The sequence below is a fragment of the Cupriavidus sp. KB_39 genome, assembly GCF_052114485.1.
Lineage (GTDB): Bacteria > Pseudomonadota > Gammaproteobacteria > Burkholderiales > Burkholderiaceae > Cupriavidus.
In genome coordinates, this window is sequence record NZ_JBFREV010000004.1 from 1 (window position 1) to 17,253 (window position 17,253).

At 68.2% G+C, this 17,253-nt stretch carries 10 protein-coding genes and 1 other RNA gene; 6 read left to right on the forward strand and 5 right to left on the reverse strand.

The features are described 5' to 3' along the window. The coding region (locus AB4Z27_RS03965; RefSeq protein WP_441643936.1) for a DNA polymerase III subunit gamma/tau at nt 1-1,839 on the reverse strand (1,839 nt) is incomplete at its 3' end. Between the two features lie 42 nt (nt 1,840-1,881). Next, a complete protein-coding gene (locus AB4Z27_RS03970; protein WP_441643937.1) occupies nt 1,882-4,392 on the reverse strand; it encodes an adenosylcobalamin-dependent ribonucleoside-diphosphate reductase in 2,511 nt (836 codons plus the stop codon). Nucleotides 4,393-4,546: 154 nt separating this feature from the next. Here AB4Z27_RS03970 and ffs point away from each other — a divergent pair. Continuing rightward, nucleotides 4,547-4,645, forward strand: an RNA gene (gene ffs / locus AB4Z27_RS03975) — signal recognition particle sRNA small type. A gap of 158 nt (nt 4,646-4,803) precedes the next feature. Here the strand turns inward: ffs and AB4Z27_RS03980 are convergent. The 3 genes from AB4Z27_RS03980 to AB4Z27_RS03990 form a co-directional block, all read right to left on the reverse strand. Further along, the gene (locus tag AB4Z27_RS03980) at nt 4,804-8,364 is read right to left on the reverse strand and encodes a UvrD-helicase domain-containing protein (RefSeq protein ID WP_441643938.1); all 3,561 of its coding nucleotides are present in this window, start codon (nt 8,362-8,364) and stop codon (nt 4,804-4,806) included. After that, on the reverse strand, nt 8,361-11,294 hold the full coding sequence (locus AB4Z27_RS03985; RefSeq protein WP_441643939.1) for a PD-(D/E)XK nuclease family protein: 2,934 nt from the start codon (nt 11,292-11,294) through the stop codon (nt 8,361-8,363). The genes AB4Z27_RS03980 and AB4Z27_RS03985 overlap by 4 nt, the downstream gene beginning before the upstream one ends. Nucleotides 11,295-11,432: 138 nt before the next feature. Then, on the reverse strand, nt 11,433-11,711 hold the full coding sequence (locus tag AB4Z27_RS03990; RefSeq protein ID WP_092289741.1) for a hypothetical protein: 279 nt from the start codon (nt 11,709-11,711) through the stop codon (nt 11,433-11,435). A gap of 438 nt (nt 11,712-12,149) precedes the next feature. Between AB4Z27_RS03990 and trxA the strand changes: the two genes are divergently transcribed. The 5 genes from trxA to AB4Z27_RS04015 all read left to right on the forward strand — a co-directional run bounded on the left by trxA (nt 12,150) and on the right by AB4Z27_RS04015 (nt 17,252). Continuing rightward, entirely contained in the window at nt 12,150-12,488 is a 339-nt protein-coding gene (trxA, locus tag AB4Z27_RS03995) for a thioredoxin TrxA (RefSeq protein WP_092289743.1), read from the forward strand. Between the two features lie 188 nt (nt 12,489-12,676). Further along, nucleotides 12,677-13,939, forward strand: coding sequence for a transcription termination factor Rho (rho, locus tag AB4Z27_RS04000; protein WP_092289745.1), 1,263 nt, complete (start codon nt 12,677-12,679; stop codon nt 13,937-13,939). Between the two features lie 87 nt (nt 13,940-14,026). After that, the gene (locus AB4Z27_RS04005) at nt 14,027-14,878 is read left to right on the forward strand and encodes a M90 family metallopeptidase (protein WP_092289746.1); all 852 of its coding nucleotides are present in this window, start codon (nt 14,027-14,029) and stop codon (nt 14,876-14,878) included. Nucleotides 14,879-15,073: 195 nt separating this feature from the next. Beyond that, complete coding sequence (locus AB4Z27_RS04010) at nt 15,074-15,334, forward strand: type B 50S ribosomal protein L31 (RefSeq protein ID WP_092289748.1); 261 nt, start codon at nt 15,074-15,076, stop codon at nt 15,332-15,334. A 133-nt stretch (nt 15,335-15,467) separates the two neighbouring features. After that, a complete protein-coding gene (locus AB4Z27_RS04015) occupies nt 15,468-17,252 on the forward strand; it encodes an ArnT family glycosyltransferase (RefSeq protein WP_441590497.1) in 1,785 nt (594 codons plus the stop codon). The last annotated feature ends 1 nt before the right edge of the window (nt 17,253 follow it).

Below are 17,253 nucleotides of genomic sequence, written 5' to 3' on the forward strand. Positions count from 1 at the left end.
CTGTGGTGCGGCGCGGCTGGCGCGCGGCGCGGGTTCGAACGAGTCCGACTCGAAACCGCTGTCGTAGCCGCCGAAGCTCGGGTCATAGCCCGGATCGCTGTCGTACGGGCCGATCACCGGCAAATCGGGGGGCAATTCCTCCCAAGGCGGCACTTCGCCGCTGGCCGACTTCGCGGCCGGGGCGGATGGCACCGGTTGGGGCGTCTGGACTGGCTTGAGCGGCTGGGCGGCGGGTGCAGCCGGCGCTTCCCGTGCCGGCGTGRCGGCCGTGGCCGGRCGCGCCGCCGCAGGCGGACGCAACGGCTGGGCAGCAGGACGCGGGCTCGGCGCTGCCGCCGCAGCGGGCGCCGACATCGGCCGCGCGCCGCCACGGCCAGCCGTGGCCTGGCGGGCGGCCAGCAAGGCGGCCTTGGCGGGCGACATCGCGGCGGYATCGGCYACCGGYGCCGGAGCGGAYGGCGCGGGCGCTTCCGCCCGGACCGGCGTCACCGGCTCGGCGGCGCGGACAGAAGGTGCCACGGGTGCGGGTCGAACCGGCTCGGCGGCCTGCACCGGAGCGACTGGCGCCACCGGAGCCGAAACAGCGGCAGGCGTGGGCACAGCAACCGGAACAGCAGCCGGGGCCATCGCCACCGGCGCAGCCGCCACACGCGGCGCGGGTGCTGCCGGCGCGGCGGGGCGCGGTCGGGCAACTTGCTGCTGGCCGCCACCGCCCWGCCCGCCCACCGTCGCCGGGCTGGCGGACGGCCGGAAGGCCAGCATGCGCAGCAGCGTCATGGTGAAGCCGGCGTACTCGTCCGGCGCCAGTGCCAGTTCGTTGCGGCCAATATTGGCAATCTGGTAGAACAGCTGCACTTCCTGGGCGTCGAACACGCCAGCCAGCCGCCGTACTTCGTCAGCCTCGGGCCATTCGTCCTGCACGGACGCCGGCACGGCCTGCGCCAGCGCCACCTTGTGCAGCAACGAGCCCAGATCCTGCAGCGCGCCGGCGAACGACAGGCTGCGGTCCGCCATCGCATCGGCAATCCCGAGCATGGCGGCGCCGTCCTCGGCTGCCAGCGCGTCCAGCAATTGCACGAGGTAGCTCTGGTCGATGGCGCCGAGCATGCCGCGCACGGCCTCCTCGGAGACCTGTCCGGCGCTATAGGCGATGGCCTGGTCGGTCAGCGACAGCGCGTCGCGCATCGACCCATGGGCCGCCTGGGCCAGCAGCCGCAGCGCGTTGCCGTCATGGCCGATGCCTTCCTGGCCCAGGATATGGTCCAGATGCGAGACGATATGCCCCGGCGGCATCTGTTTCAGGTTGAATTGCAGGCAGCGCGACAGCACCGTGACCGGAATCTTCTGCGGATCGGTGGTGGCGAGGATGAATTTGACGTGTCCGGGCGGCTCTTCCAGCGTCTTCAGCATCGCGTTGAAGGCGTGGTTGGTCAGCATGTGGACTTCGTCGATCATGTAGACCTTGAATCGGCCCACGGTCGGCGCGTAGACCGCCTTGTCCAGCAGTTGCGCCATTTCGTCCACACCCCGGTTGGACGCCGCGTCCATCTCGATGTAGTCGACGAAACGGCCGCTGTCGATCTCCTGGCAGGCCTTGCACTGGCCGCACGGCTGGGCCGTGATGCCGCCCGCCCCGTCAATGCCGGTGCAGTTGAGGGCCTTGGCCAGGATCCGGGAGAGCGTGGTCTTGCCCACGCCACGGGTGCCGGTGAACAGGTAGGCGTGATGCAGCCGCTGCTGTTCCAGCGCGTGCGTGAGCGCGCGGACCACGTGCTCCTGGCCCACCAGCGTGGTGAAATCCCTGGGGCGCCATTTGCGCGCTAGAACTTGATAACTCATGGCGGCGATTGTAGCAAAACGCGCCGCCCCGAATGGCGCCGATTAACCGCACTCCCCCACGTAGCCACAATTGGCGCATTTGGCGCAGCCATCCACCTTGTGCAGGGCGTGGGCGCCACACTCGGGGCAAGGCTTGCCGGTGCCCACGCCGGGGTTGTGGCCGGCCGGGGCCGGCCGCGTCGGGTTGCCGGCCAGCGCCAGGGCCGGCTCGCCAGCCTGGAACGCGTCCCGCCCGGCCAGCCGGGCCGCCAGCGCCGCCGCCGGCACCTGGGCGCCGTCCTCGTCCAGGAACCCGCGCTTGATCAGGATGCGCTGGAGCGCGTAGCTGATGGCGGCCACCTCGGAATCATGGAAACGCGGCACCTCGGTGCCGTCCTGGCGCACCAATGCACCATATCGGACCGTGCCCTTGTCCCAGACCACGTTGCGCATGTCCGCCAGTGCCTTGGCCACCGGGCCGCCGGAGCGCGCCACCATCGACAGCAGCCGCATGGTCGAGGTGATCCACTGCTGCCCCTCGGTGCGCTGGCCCGCCGGCATGAAGAACTCGAGCGGCCGCTCCACCGTCACCGGCTTGCCATCGATGACGCCCGAGACCCGCATGAAGTTCACGGTCAGGTAGACGGTCTTGTGGCCCTCGTAGGTCAGATACTCCACCTTGGACGTCACGCCTTCCAGGTCTCCGAGCGGCCGGCTGTTGAACGGGCGCGTCAGCGGATCGTCGTCCGGGGTGGCCGTGGTGGCGGTGGAGGCCGTCGCCGGGGCGGTGGCAGGCGTGACCGAGAGCACGGCGCCCAGCACGCTGTTGGGCCGATAGGTCGCCAGCCCCTTCAGGCCGGCCTTCCAGGCCTCCAGGTAGAGGTTGCGGAAGGCCTCGTACGGATAGTCCTCCGGCACGTTGACGGTCTTGCTGATGCTGGTGTCGATATAGGGCTGCACCGCCTCCAGCATGCGCATATGGTCCAGCGCCGACATCTGGAGCGCGGTGACGAAGCTCTCCGGCAGCCGCTCCATGTCGGCGCCCATGTGGCGATACAGTCGCCAGGCGTGATCGGCCACCTCGAACGATCGGTAACTGTCGTCCGGCATCCGCTTGCGGCGGTTGTAGGTCCACGAAAACGCCGGCTCGATGCCATTYGACGCGTTATCGGCAAATGCCAGCGTGATCGTGCCCGTTGGGGCAATGGAGAGCAGGTGCGAGTTCCGCAGGCCATGCGCCCGGATGGCGTCGCGCACGGCCTCGGGCAGCCGGCTCACGAAGCCGCCGGCCAGGTATTGGTCGGCCTCGAACAGCGGGAAGGCGCCCTTCTCGTCGGCCAGCTCCACCGATGCCAGGTAGGCATGGTCGCGCATGGCTTCCGAAATCCGCCCGGCCAGCTCGCGCGCGGCATCGCCGTCGTAGCGCAGGCCGAGCATCACCAGCGCGCTCCCCAGCCCCAGGAAGCCCAGGCCGATGCGGCGCTTGGCGCGGGCCTCGGCCTCCTGCTCGGGCAGCGGCCAGAACGTGACGTCCAGCACGTTGTCCAGCATGCGCGTGGACACCCGCACGACCTCGGCGAAGGCCTCGAAATCGAAATAGGACTCGGCCGTGAACGGCTGGCGCACGAAGCCGGTCAGGTTGATCGACCCGAGGCAGCAGCAGCCATACGACGGCAGCGGCTGCTCCGCGCACGGGTTGGTCGCCTCGATGGTCTCGCAGTAATAGAGATTGTTGTCCGCGTTGATCCGCGACAGGAACAGGATGCCCGGCTCGGCATGGTCATACGTGGCCTGCATGACCTGGTCCCAGAGCTGGCGGGCCGGCACGCGGCGGTAGACCCACTGGCCGTCATCACGCCGATAGGCGCCGGCGGCGATCATGTCCATGCCCGGCTCGGCCTCGTGGACCAGTTCCACCTCGCCATCTGCCTCCACGGCCTGCATGAACGCATCGGTCACGCCGATCGAGATATTGAAGTTGGTGAGGTCGCCCTGGTCCTTGGCGTGGATAAAGCTCTCGATATCGGGGTGGTCGCAGCGCAGCACGCCCATCTGCGCGCCACGCCGGGCGCCGGCGGACTCCACGGTGGCGCAGGAAGCATCGAACACCTTCATGAACGACACCGGCCCGGACGCGCGCGAGTGCGTCGCGCGCACGAGCGCCCCGCCGGGGCGGATGGCCGAGAAGTCGTAGCCCACCCCGCCGCCGCGCCGCATGGTCTCGGCCGCCTGGGCCACGGCCGCGTAGATGCTGGGCTTGCCGTCGCGCGCCTCGGAAACCGAGTCGCCCACGGGCTGGACGAAGCAGTTGATCAGCGTGGCCTGGATACCCGTGCCAGCGGCGGAATTGATCCGCCCCGCCGGCACGAAGCCGTTCTCCAGYGCCCAGAGGAAGCGCGCGCCCCACATCTCGCGCCGGTCGGCCGGCTCGGCCTCCGCCAGCGCACGCGCCACGCGGGCACGCACATCGGCAATGGTGCTTTCCTCGCCCTTGGCGTACTTCTCCAGCAGCACTTCGGTGGAAATGTCCTGCGGCGCCAGCGCGCCGCGCAAGATCTGGTCGTTTGCGTTCATGTCCTGGCTCATTCAGATGGAACGATTTTTCCAGTCCGCCATGCTGCCAGCGATCCTCCGGCGCACAGCCTGCGTCAGATCAAACTAGCTAGAACAAATCGTATTCCAACTAATTTCGGGACGCCGCCGGCCGGTTGCGATACAATGCCGGTCGGACGGGCCTCCTCGCATGGTGGCGCGGTCAACCTGGTCAGGTCGGGAACGAAGCAGCCACAGCCGTTTTCCATCAGTGCCGAGGGTCAGGCTCGTCCCCCATATTCTTTTGCTGCATTCCTTCGCGGCACATCTTCGTAGCCGTTCGCGTTACACGTCACACACTCCCCGCACAATCAGGCAACAGCGTCGGCAACGCCCTGCAATGCCGCCTATTCTGCTCCCATTTTTCGATTGGGGGCGCATGCCCCCAATCGCTCAGAACAACGACCCCTGCTGCATTGCCGGAACCGGCGCGCGCAAACTGCCCGCGTCGATCCACTCCCCGGCCGCCGTGGCCACGCCGGCCTCGATGCGCTTGCCGGGGAACATCGGCCCCACTGCCGCCACGTAGCGCGCGAGTTGGGCGCCATAGGCGGCATGTTCCTGCGGCAGCAAACGCAGTTTGTAGTCGATCACGACCACGCGGTCGGTGAATTCCACGAGTCGGTCGATCCGCAGCAGCCGGCCGCGCCCGTCGTACAGTTCCACCTCGTTGCGCGACGATAGCGCCGCTTCGGGGAAGAACAGCGGGCGCAGCGCCGGTGCGGTCAGCATCGTGCGGACGTCGGCCACGGCCGCTTCGGCCTGGGCCTGCCAGCGTTCGCGCGCCTGCGGCGCCCCGGCGCCGGTCAGCGGGAACCAGCGCATGACCGTGGGCACGTCCGGCAAGGCGCCGAAGGCTTCCGGATAGCGCGTCACCCGTTCCAGCAAGGCGTGGACCAGTTCGCCATGGGCCGCCGCTGCGGCGTCGAACACCACCGTTTCTTCCTGGTCTTTGTCGTCGAACTCGTCGAATTCGTCAATTTGCGGGAGTGGCGCCGCGTCGCGATAGCGCAGGCGGAAGTCCGCGTAGCGCACGCGCTCGCTCACTGGCGTCAGCGCGGCATCGCCTGGGGCAGCTTCGGTTTCCGGGTAGCCGTCCACCGCTTCGCCCACGCCTGCCGCCGCCAGTCGCACGTACCAGCTACCCGCGATCTCGGCCGCCGCGCCCTCTTTCTCGGCCTTGCTCGCACGGCCCTTCACGCCGCTCACCAGCAAACCCTGTTGGGCGCGCGTCATCGCCACATAGAGCAGATTCCAGTTCTCGCGCTCGGCCAGCGCCGCTTCGGCCTCGAACAGGGGCTGGCGGGCCCGGCCGCGCTCGCTGCGCTTGCCGTAGGCCGAGAAATGCCGGGGCACCGGCGACTCAGGCGGCCAGTCAACCAGAATGCCGCCACGGTCCGCCGCCGGGTCGCTGTGGTTCGCGTCGAGCAGCACCACGAAGGGGGCCTCGAGCCCCTTGGCGGCGTGAACGGTCAGGATATGCACCGCATCAAGCTGGCTTTCGCCGTCATCTTCCGGCTCCGCCTCGCCGTCCTCCACGCCTTCGCCCATGCCGCCCTCGTCGGGGCTCTCGTCCTCGTCGCCGCGCCGAATTTCCTGCAACTCGTCGATAAACTTCGGCAAGCTCGGATAACGACCGCCATCGAGGTCCAGCGACAGCTTCAGGAAGGCGTCGAGATTGGCCAGCACCTGCTCGCGGATGGCGGCTGGCGCGGCCTCGGCGTAGCGGCGGCGCACCTCGCCCGCATCATAGATATGGTCGATCAGGTCATGCACGGGTCGCTGTGGCGCCAGCGCGAGCCAGGCGCGCAGCCGGGCCACGCCGCCACGTAGCGCATCGGAACATTCGGGCGGCACGCCCACCGCGTGGATGCGCGCCCACCAGCCGCCCTCGCCTTCCAGGCCGGCCAGCAGCAGCAGGTCATCGTCGGTGGCGCCCACCAGTGGGCTCTTGAGCACGTGCGCGAGGTCGAGGTCGGACTCCGGCGTCATCAGGAAGGCGAGCAGCGCGGAGATGTCGAGCGCCTCCAGCGTCGCCAGCAGGCCGCCCCGGCGCGGACTCAGGCACGGGATGCCGGCCTCGCGCAGCGCGCGCTCGTAATCGGCCAGATGGGTCTTGCGGCGCACCAGCAGGTGCATGTCCCGCCAGCAGGCAGGCCGCGTGGTGTCGCCTTCCCGCACGGGCACGTGGTCGCGCACATGGTGCAGCCAGGCGGCCACGCGCCGGCCTTCTTCGTAGCGCAGCGAATCGCCCTGCCGCGTGCGCGGCTGGGTCAGCGTGTCGCGGTGGGATAGGGCGTCAGCCGGAACCTCGGCTTCGTCCTCAGCCGGCTCCTCGACCAGCGGCAGCAGCCAGACCGGCCCGCCGGGCTCGCGCAGCGCCGTGGTCTGGGTCTCGTACAGCGGATAGCGGCCCTCGGCGCGCGCATGGTCGAACACGGCGTTGACCCAGTCGAGCACCTCCGGACGGTTACGCCGCGTGCGATTGGTCCGCAGCACGGTGGCGCCGAAATCGGCCTGCAGCATGGCGCTCGCCGCGCCGAACAGGCGGGCGTCGGCGCGACGGAAACGGTAGATCGACTGCTTTGGATCGCCCACCAGGAAGACAGTCGGCTTCTCGCCCAGGCCCTGGTAGCCGGCCAGCCAGCCCTGCAGGATCCGCCACTGGAGCGGATTGGTGTCCTGGAACTCGTCGAGCAACAGGTGCTTGTAGCGCGCGTCCAGCCGCACCTGGAGGTAGGTGGCGGTCTCCTCGTCGGCCATCAGCCGGGCGGCGAGCCATTCGAGATCCGCAAAATCCATCGCGCGCTGGTCGTTCTTGTAGCGCTGGTAGCGCTCGAGCAGGGCATCGCCGAGTTGGTACAGCGCGAGGTTGATGGCCAGCACGGCGGCCTCGCAGCGGCGCGCGGCGATCTCGTCGAGCCGGGCGCAGTGTTCGGCATGGCGGGCTAGCAGATCGTCCACGGCGGACTCGCCGCCCGCGGCCTTGACCAGCGCCGTGGTGCGACGCATCGCACGTGGCTCGCCCGCCGCCGTGAAGAACGCCGATCGCAGGCGGTGGAAGGCTTGCGCGGCGGCGTCGCCGGGCGCGCCGCCCGCCTCGCGCCAGGTGCGGATGGCGGTCAGGCCGTCGATCATCCGGGCAGCATGGCCGTGCTCGGTCTTGCCGCCCTGCCCTAGCAGTTTTGCGAGGGCCGTGCAGTCGTCGAGCCATTCGCCCTCGCAGAGCGCCTCCACCAGTACGTCCGCCGTGGCATCGTCGCCGAGGTGTTCCGCGAGCATCGTCGCCGGGTCGCCAGCCTCGCGCATCGCAAACCATTCGCTGCGCGCGTGGAACATGCGGTCCAGCAGGCTGCGCGCCTGGAAGTCGCCGATGGCATCGACCAGTTGTTCGTACGATGCCCGCAATTCGGCGAATTGGGGCTGGGCCAACGCACGCCAGAACGGCGCCCAGGCTTCCCGCTTCATGCGCAGGGCGTCTTCCCGCAGCGATGCGCCCGGCACGATGCCGGAGGCCAGCGGTGCGCCACGCAGCAGCGTGCCGAACCAGCCGTGGAAGGTATCGATGGCCATGCGCCCCGGCGAGGCGAGCACCTTCGCGTGCAGCCCGCGCGCACGCGGCAGCGCGGCCCGGGCGGCGTCCGGGGTCAGGCCACGCATGGTCAGGGCGGCCAGCACCTCGGCGTCGGTGCCGCTGGCCAGTTGCGAGAGCACTTCCAGCAGGCGCTCGCGCATCTCCTCGGCGGCCTTGCGCGTGAAGGTGATCGCCAGAATCTCGTGCGGGGCGGCACCGGCCAGCAGCAAGCGCACCAGCCGCGCCACCAGCAGCCAGGTCTTGCCGCTGCCGGCGCACGCCTCCACCACCACCGAGCGGGCGGGGTCGCAGGCGGCGCGCGTGAAATCGGCCTCTTCGATGGGGTGCCCATCGCGAAGGTAGGCGTGGACGTCGGTCATGACTGCAGATCTGGCAAGGCGGTGGATTCCCAGAAGCCCTTGCGGCACAGGCCGCGGGCTTCGCAATAGGTACAGGCGGCGGCGTCACCGAAGGCCGGCAACTTGGCGCCGGTACGCAGGCGGCCCACATCGTGGCGCAGCTGGCGCTCCAGCCACGTGACGGCGGCGGCGAAGTCGGGCAGTTCCACTTCGCGCTGCGCGGCGGCGGCGCTGTCTTTCCCGCCGTGCTTCACGCCTTCCAGCGCGACCCAGCTTCCCGCCACTGCATCGGCGCGCAGCAGGCCGTAGAACGGCAGCTGGCAGTCTTCCTCGGCATCGCCGGCCTTGCGGCGCAGGCGGCTGGCCGGCTGCGTCTTGTAGTCGAGCACCGCGTGCGCGCCATCCGGGCCCTTGTCGAGCCGGTCGATGCGGCCCGCCAGCCGCAGCGGCAAGCCGTCCGGCATCGCCACATCCACGCTCACGTCGAATTCGCCGGCGCGCCACAGCCAGCCCTCGGCCTCACGCGCGGCCTGCCAGTCGATATAGGACGGCAGCACCTCCAGCCAGCGGCGGTAGTAGCCGATGGCGTTGCCGTCCTCGGCCATCAGCGCGCCAAACACGGTGTCGGAAATCTGGCGCAGCCGGGCCAGCCGCCGCGCGGCGTCCTGTTCGTCGGCTTCGGCGATTTCGGCGTGGTATTGCAGCAGCACGCGGTGTAGCAGATTGCCGATATCGCGCTTCTCTAGGTCGTCATTTACCGCCTCAAGACCGGCCAGCCCGAGCATCCGCGCGGCGAAGAACTGGTACGGGCAGCGCCGCAGCATGTTGTACGCCTGCGCGCTCCAGCGGGCGGGCACGCGCTCGGGGGCGGTCGGCACCGGCATATAGCCGGGCTGGGCGAAGGTGTCGTGCAGGCGCGGGGCGATGCTGGCCTCGATCGGCGCCCCGGCGCGCGCGCAGCACGCCGACAGTCGCTCGATCCAGCCCGACACGTGGTGCGGCTCGCCCCGCCCCCCGAAGCGCTGCCAGGTCATCACCACGTCGTCGTTGTTCAATAGCACTTCGGCCAGATCGCGCGCCTGCTGGGCGAAGCGCGCCTCGCGGTCTTCGAGCGCCAGTTCGCGGCGCATCTGGTTCGAGAAGAACATCAGTTCGGCGGCGCTGGACGGCAGTTGCGCATCGTCGCAGCCGACGATCACCACGCCGTCGAAGCGCCGCATGCGCGCGCCGTTCAGCGGCAGGATCGTGATGCGGGACGAACTCTGCGCGGACGGCTCCTTGTACGCCACCGATTCGAGCAAGGCGGACAGCATCGCGCGGAATTCCTGCTGGCTCAGCGTGGCGTGGGCGCCGGTCTCGTCGTCGGGCAACTCGGCCAGCCGCGCGAGGGCGTCGAGCATCTGCCGGCCGGCGTCGTCGGCGGCGAGGGGCGTGCGCATATCGAGCGCGTCCAGCGTGGCGTCGAGCCGCGCCAGCCAGACCGTCAGGGGCTTCTGCGCCAGGCCGCGCGGCCACGCGGCGGCCTCGTCGGCCAGCGTGGCGATCAACGCGCGCGCGCCGGCGCGGGTGGCTTGCTGGGCCTCGTCGGCGTCCATCGTCTCGGCATCGACCAGCGTGGCGTTGGCGCGCCGCTCGGCAAACAGATGACGCAGGCGCGCCCAGCCGCCGGTGATGGCTTCGCGGCGAATCTGGCGTTCCATCAGCGCGATGGCGCCGCCGCGATGGGCAAAGCCGGGCAGGCAGAACGGGCTCTTGAGCAGGTCGAGCAGCGCGGCGGTGTCGCCATCGCGCGCCAGGACGTCGAACCAGCGCATCAGCGCGGCGGCCGCCCGCGTGGTGGAGAGCTTCCAGCCGGTTTCGTCGCGGACCGGCGCCCCGGCGCGGGCGAGCAGCGCGCGGGCCCGGCGGGCCACCACGCGGTCATGCGCGACCAGCGCGACGTGGCGGCGGCCTTCGTTGAGCCATTGCACGAGTTGGTCGGCGGCGGCGGTCGCCTCGTCCTCGAAGCGCGCGCTGCCGACCACGCGGATGCGGGGGCGATGTTCGGGGAGCTGATCAGGCAATGCATTTTGCGACTGACGGGTCAGGGAATCGTCTGACGCATCAGATTCGTCTTCGTCTGCCACTGCATCGATCCGCCGTGCCTCGGGCCACAGTGCCAGCAGCGTGCCGTACCAGTCGGGCGTGGCCTCGGCATCGTGCGCGCCGCCGGACCAGTCGTAGCCCACTTCGAGCGTCGGCACCTGCTCGCCAGCCTGGGCGAGGAAGCGGGCCTCGACGGGTTCGGGCGGCGTCGGGCCAATCCACACCACTGGGCCGGCCACCTGCTGCGCCAGCCGCTGCAGGGCGCGGCGCCGGGCTGGCAGCGGATCGTCCGGACCGGAAAGCATCTGCCAGAACGCCAGAACAATCTGCGCCTCCTGACCAAGAAATTGTTCCGACAGGTGCGCATAGGTGCGTTGCAACGCGCCCTGGAGCAGCGCGGCGCGATCCTCGCCATCGATATCGTCATCGTCGCGGACGGCGGCGTCCTCCAGCCAGCGCGCGCTCAGTTCGTCGCTGATCGACAGCAGCGTTTGCGCCAGCCCCCAGGCGGCGCCCTCGGTCTGGGCGCCGAACGCGCGGCGCAGCCAGTCCTGTTCGCGGATGGCCTGCTGCACGGCCAGCAGGCGCGCGGCATGGCTGCGCACCGGCCTGGGCTCGGCTTCCAGGTCGGGCGGGAGGTCCAGCAGCCAGTGGCCCAGCGTCAGCACGCGCGGCAGCAGCCGGGGCGTGCCGGCGGTGCGCGCGGCGGCGTCGAGCGCCAGCCTGACACCCGGAATCTGCGCGGCCGTGGGCACGACCACGTGTGCGCCGGCGGCGGCCGGTCCGCAATGGTCAAGGAAATACCACGTCGCGGTGGCGGCCTGCTCAAGGAAGGCGGGGCCGGGAGAAAACGAAAGCCGGGTCATGGATGGCGCGCCGGACCACGTCGGGTCAGGCGCAAATGGGGGCACGGGGCCGTGGCGCGCCAGGGCGCCACGGCGTAGTCAGTCAAGGAAATACGATGGCGTTGGCCGGGGCCGCCCGGCAGCCCGGGCGGGCGCGGGTCAGTGATCACCGCGCTCCAGCCGCGCACGCAACTCGCGGGCAGTTTCGAGCAACCCTTCGTAGCCGGAGCGGGCGTGCTCGGGCAGGTCCGGATCGCCAACCAGCGTGCCGAGCGTCTCCATCACGCTGTAGACGAGCCCACGGGCCGCGCCAGTGGCAATGCTGTTGGTCTCCACCGCGCTGTTCAGGTGCGCCAGGGCGTCGCTCAGGTGATCCACGTCCGGTGGCGTGTCGGGCAGATCGTCGGCGGGATCGGGCTTGCGGGGATCGGCAGTCATGGTCGGTGGCCTTGTGGTGCCTGCGGGGTTGGCAATCCATATCATTCTACGCGCGCGGCCGGTCSGCCGGCATGGGGAGGATTCTCAAAGTGCTTTTCAGGTCATGCCGGATACCCTTATTGGGGGAATTCCCCGGGCACAAAGATAATCCATTTGAGTACTGGATAACCCGATGCCGATTGAGCGATTCTCTTGCCGCGATTAACACAATGTTGAGCAGGTATTACCGCGCAGGGGCACAATTGCACCTGTCCCCGGCCCTGTCGGCACCCCGTTCCGAGGGGGTATTGAAATTCGGCAAGCTGGTAACATATCGGCATCAACGGCACGACCTGTCTGACCTGACTGCCTCCGGCGCCATCGCAAACCGATCGCCGGATTCTCGTGTAAGGTAGCGGTCAGCCTTCAACATCAACTGAGCCCCAGAGGTTTCACGCCATGAGCGAACAAATCAAGTATGTGAGCGACGCATCGTTCGACGCCGACGTCCTCCAGTCCGACAAGCCCGTCCTGCTGGACTTCTGGGCCGAGTGGTGCGGTCCGTGCAAGATGATCGCCCCGATCCTGGACGAAGTGGCACGCGATTTCGGCGACAAGGTGCAGATCGCCAAGATCAATGTGGATGAGAACCAGCAGGTGCCGGCCAAGTTCGGCATCCGTGGCATTCCCACGTTGATCCTGTTCAAGGAAGGCAAGGTTGTCGCCCAGAAGGTTGGCGCCCTGTCCAAGTCGGACCTGACCGCGTTCCTGAAGAACAACGTCCCGGCCCTGGCCTGACGCCAGACCCCGCGGCCAGCCCGGCATGGCTGGCTGCGGCACCGCATGATCCGGCTTCGCGTGCGCCAGCTCTGGCGCGCCGGCCGGATTGTGCTAAGATGCCATCAACAACTTCCCCGAGCGTTCGCTCATTCTTTCCCCCTTCCCTTTGGTCTCGCCCGTCCGGGCCACTTCTGTACCCCTCGTCTATGCACCTGACAGAACTCAAATCGCTTCACGTGTCTGCGCTTCTCGAAATGGCGGCAACGCTCGAGATCGACAATGCACAGCGGATGCGCAAACAGGAACTGATGTTTGCGATCCTGAAGAAGCGCGCCAAGATGGGCGAAACCATCTACGGAGACGGCACGCTGGAAGTCCTCCCCGACGGCTTCGGCTTCCTCCGCTCGCCGGAAACCTCGTACCTGGCCAGCACGGACGATATCTACATCAGCCCTTCGCAGATCCGCCGCTTCAATCTCCATACCGGCGATTCGATCGAAGGTGAAGTGCGGACCCCGAAGGACGGCGAGCGCTACTTCGCGCTGGTCAAGGTGGACAAGGTCAACGGGCAGGCGCCCGAAGCGGTGAAGAACCGCATCATGTTCGAGAACCTGACGCCGCTGCATCCGAACCGGCCGCTCCAGCTCGAACGTGACATCCGCGCCGAAGAGAACATCACCGGCCGCGTGATCGACATGATCGCCCCGATCGGCCGTGGCCAGCGCGCGCTGCTGGTGGCCTCGCCGAAGTCGGGCAAGACCGTGATGCTCCAGCACATCGCGCATGCGATTGCGAACAACCATCCGGAAGCTGACCTGTTCGTGCTGCTGATCGACGAGCGCCCGGAAGAAGTTACGGAAATGATGCGCTCGGTGCGCGGCGAGGTGGTGGCGTCGACCTTCGACGAACCGGCCATCCGTCACGTGCAGGTGGCCGAAATGGTCATCGAGAAGGCCAAGCGCCTGGTGGAACTGAAGCGCGACGTGGTGATCCTGCTGGACTCCATCACCCGTCTGGCACGCGCCTACAACACCGTGGTGCCGGCCTCCGGCAAGGTGCTGACCGGCGGTGTGGACGCCAACGCCCTGCAACGCCCGAAGCGTTTCTTCGGCGCCGCGCGTAACCTGGAAGAAGGCGGTTCGCTGACCATCATCGCCACGGCGCTGATCGAAACCGGCAGCCGCATGGACGACGTGATCTACGAAGAGTTCAAGGGCACCGGCAACATGGAAGTGCACCTCGAGCGCCGTCTGGCCGAGCGCCGCGTCTACCCGGCCATCAACCTGAACAAGTCGGGCACGCGCCGCGAGGAACTGCTGATCAAGCCGGAAATCCTCCAGAAGATCTGGATCCTGCGCAAGTTCATCTCCGACATGGACGAAGTGCAGGCGATGGAATTCATCCTCGACAAGATGAAGCCGACGAAGAACAACGCGGAGTTCTTCGACATGATGCGCCGCGGCGGCTAACCGCCCCGGTAGTGCATCAGGCAGGAAAGGCGTACCCTTGGGTGCGCCTTTTTTGTCTCTGCCAATCGATCCGACGACCCTCCGCCCATGTTCGGCAAACTGACCAGCTACCTGCGCTCGCGCTCACGCGCCCGCAAGCTCGAGCACTACGCCATTCCGGACGACCTCTGGACGCGCACCGTGGCTGCCCTGCCCTACGTGCAGCGCTACGGCGCCGAGGATCAGGCCGCGCTGCGCGAGCTGGCCACGCTGTTCATCGCCGGCAAGGAATATTCGACTGCCCACGACCTGCCGCTGACCGATGAGATGGTGGTCAGCGTGGCCGTGCAGGCTTGCGTGCCGATCCTCAAGCTCGGTATCGAGTGGTATCGCGGCTGGCACGGCATCGTGCTGTATCCGGGCGAATTCCTGATCCGGCGCACCGTGGAGGACGAGATCGGGCTGGTGCACGGCGTGGAGGAGGAGGCGAGCGGCGAGGCGTGGGAGCATGGTCCCGTCATCCTGTCCTGGCAGGACGTGAGCACGCCCGGCGCCGGGCTCGATTCCGACCACGCGCTGCCGGCGGACACCTACAACGTGGTGATCCACGAGTTCGCCCACAAGCTCGACATGCTCGACGGCGAGCCCGACGGCGTGCCGCCCTTCTCGCGCGTGCTGCATCCGGGCGTCGATGCCGAACAGTGGGCCGAGGCGTTCCTGAGCCAGTACGATGCCTTCGCCGATGCCTGCGAGGCCGTACCGGACAGTGCATGGAACCACCCCGAGCGGCTGCCGCCCCGGCTGCGGGTGATCGACCCCTACGGATGCGAGGCGCCCAGCGAGTTCTTCGCAGTGGCGTCCGAGGCATTTTTCGTGGAGCCCGAAGGCCTGCGCCGGCATTGGTCTACGCTATACGAAGCGCTGGCCACGTTCTATCGTCAGGACCCGGCCAAAAAATGACGCAAAATGCACTTCCRAACACCCGACGACATGGTCACAGCCGCGCGCGTATTGTTGTCCAAGCGCTTGTCTTTCTGGCATAATCCCGGTTTGCCCGTTATCGGCAAGTGGTTCGCTCGTCGCAAGCATTCGTCATCCGATGCACGCACGCGGCAGACATGAGCGGACTGGCTACCCAACCTGAAAGGAAGCACCATGAAAGAAGGCATTCACCCGAATTATCGCGAAGTCCTGTTCCACGACGTGTCGAACGACTTCAAGTTCGTGACCCGCTCGACGATCCAGACCAAGGACACGATCGAACACGACGGCAAGACCTACCCGCTGGCCAAGATCGAAGTGTCGTCGGAATCGCACCCGTTCTACACCGGCACCCAGAAGATCATGGACACGGCCGGCCGCGTCGAGAAGTTCCGTCAGAAGTTCGGCAGCAAGCTGAGCACGATGAAGAAGTAATCTCGCGGAGCCGCGAGCATGCCGCGCACGAGGGAACAGATGCTCCCGCCGCGCGCGACCTGACAAAGAGGCAGCATCGGCTGCCTCTTTGCTTTTGTGCAGCCGATTGTTGCTGCCTACGATTTCACCGCCGATGAGTCAAGCCAAGACCTCTCCCGTCCACCTGACCGCCGCCGCCACCGGCGCGCTGCCGCGCGCCCTGCTGCTGGCCATCTGCATCATCTACGGGCTGGCCGGCCTGTTCGGCCGCGATCCGTGGAAGAACGAGGATGCGGCGGGCTTCGGCGTGATGTGGCAGCTCGCCACCGGCGGTACACAGGACTGGCTGATGCCGAACATCGCCGGCCGGCCGTTCAGCGAGGACGGCCCGCTGGTGTTCTGGCTCGGCGGCATCATGATCCGGCTGTTTGGCGGCTGGCTCGGCGCCCCGGACGCGTCGCGGCTGGCCACGGCGCTGTTCTACTTCGGCACCTGCGCCTTCATCTGGTATTCCACCTACCTGCTCGGCCGGCGCGACGAAGTGCAGCCGTTCGCGTTCGCGTTCGGCGGCCAGCCCGATGCGCGCTCCTATGGCCGTGCGCTGGCCGATGGCGCGCTGCTGCTGTTCCTGGCATGCGTGGGGCTGGCGATGCGCGGGCACGAAACCACGGCGCAGGTCGGCCAGGTCTGCTTTATCGCCTTCATGCTGTACGGGCTGGTGCGCAGCCTGGACAAGCCCGTGCAGGGCAGCCTCTGGTACGGCGTGGGGCTGGGCGCGCTGTGCCTGTCCAGCGGGCCGATCCTGGCCGCCGCCCTGCTGCTCGCCACGGCCCTTGCCGCCGTGGCCTGCCGGCCGCTGCCCGCGAAGTGGCTGGCGGGGATTGGCCTGCCGCTGGCGCTGGCCATCGTCGGCGCGTGGATGGCGATGGTGTACCTGGGCGCGGCCGACCGCGACGAGGCTGTCACCTTCATCCGCGAGTGGGCCCGCTACGACCGTCGCACCTATGGCGGGCCGTCACTGGCCGCGGCCGGCTTCATCGCACGAAATCTGTTCCTGTTCGCGTGGCCGGTCTGGCCGGTGGCCGTCTGGGCGTGGTTGTCGTGGCGTGGCATGCGGCGCGCGGCCCACGTAGCGCTGCCGCTGTCGATGCTGACGACACTGCTCCTGTTGCTGGTGCTGCAACGCAGCCCCGGCGACGTGCAGTTCATCCTGTTGCTGCCGCCGATGGCCGTGCTGGCTGCCTTCGCATTGCCCACGCTGGCGCGTGGCGTAATCAACGCGATCGACTGGTTCGCCCTGCTGTTCTTCACGATCTTCTGCGGCTTCCTCTGGTTCATGTGGATCGCCCGCACGACCGGTTTTCCGCCCAAGATCGCCAACAACGTGTACCGGCTGATTCCGGGCTTCCAGCACTCGTTCACCTGGAGCGCGGTGGTGATCGCGCTGGCGGTGACGCTGGCCTGGGTACTGGTGGTGCGTTGGCGGCTGTCGCGTGCGCCCAAGCAGATCTGGCGCCCGGTGGTGATCTCGGCCGCCGGCACGACGCTGATGTGGGTGATGGCCATGACGCTGTGGCTGCCCGCCATCAACTACGCCAAGACCTATCGCGATGTGGCGCAAGCCGCCTCGATGGCGCTACCGTCGACCTATACCTGCGTGCAGCCGATCCGCATGGGGAATGCGCAACTGGCGTCGTTCTCGTATTACGGCCATATCCGCTTTGGCGGGCCCGATGACGGCTGCGACGTGCTGCTGCGCCACGACGCCGTGGATTACGGCCCGCCCGGCAACATTTCGCACTTCGAATGGCGGCTGGTCTGGGAAGGCCGCCGGCCTGCGGACCGGGACGAGCGCTTCCGCCTGTACCGGCTGGTCGATGTTGGCCGCGCTGCGCCGCCCCGGCCCACGGTGCCGCGCCGCCTGCCGCGCCAGCCTTAAT

Bases quoted from the DNA above. Each gene is read 5' to 3' on its own strand.
- AB4Z27_RS03990 (WP_092289741.1), bottom strand. From the start codon at position 11,711: ATGACTGCCGATCCCCGCAAGCCCGATCCCGCCGACGATCTGCCCGAC.
- AB4Z27_RS04010 (WP_092289748.1), top strand. From the start codon at position 15,074: ATGAAAGAAGGCATTCACCCGAATTATCGCGAAGTCCTGTTCCACGAC.
- AB4Z27_RS04005 (WP_092289746.1), top strand. From the start codon at position 14,027: ATGTTCGGCAAACTGACCAGCTACCTGCGCTCGCGCTCACGCGCCCGC.
- AB4Z27_RS03980 (WP_441643938.1), bottom strand. From the start codon at position 8,364: ATGACCGACGTCCACGCCTACCTTCGCGATGGGCACCCCATCGAAGAG.
- trxA (WP_092289743.1), top strand. From the start codon at position 12,150: ATGAGCGAACAAATCAAGTATGTGAGCGACGCATCGTTCGACGCCGAC.
- AB4Z27_RS03985 (WP_441643939.1), bottom strand. From the start codon at position 11,294: ATGACCCGGCTTTCGTTTTCTCCCGGCCCCGCCTTCCTTGAGCAGGCC.
- AB4Z27_RS04015 (WP_441590497.1), top strand. From the start codon at position 15,468: ATGAGTCAAGCCAAGACCTCTCCCGTCCACCTGACCGCCGCCGCCACC.
- rho (WP_092289745.1), top strand. From the start codon at position 12,677: ATGCACCTGACAGAACTCAAATCGCTTCACGTGTCTGCGCTTCTCGAA.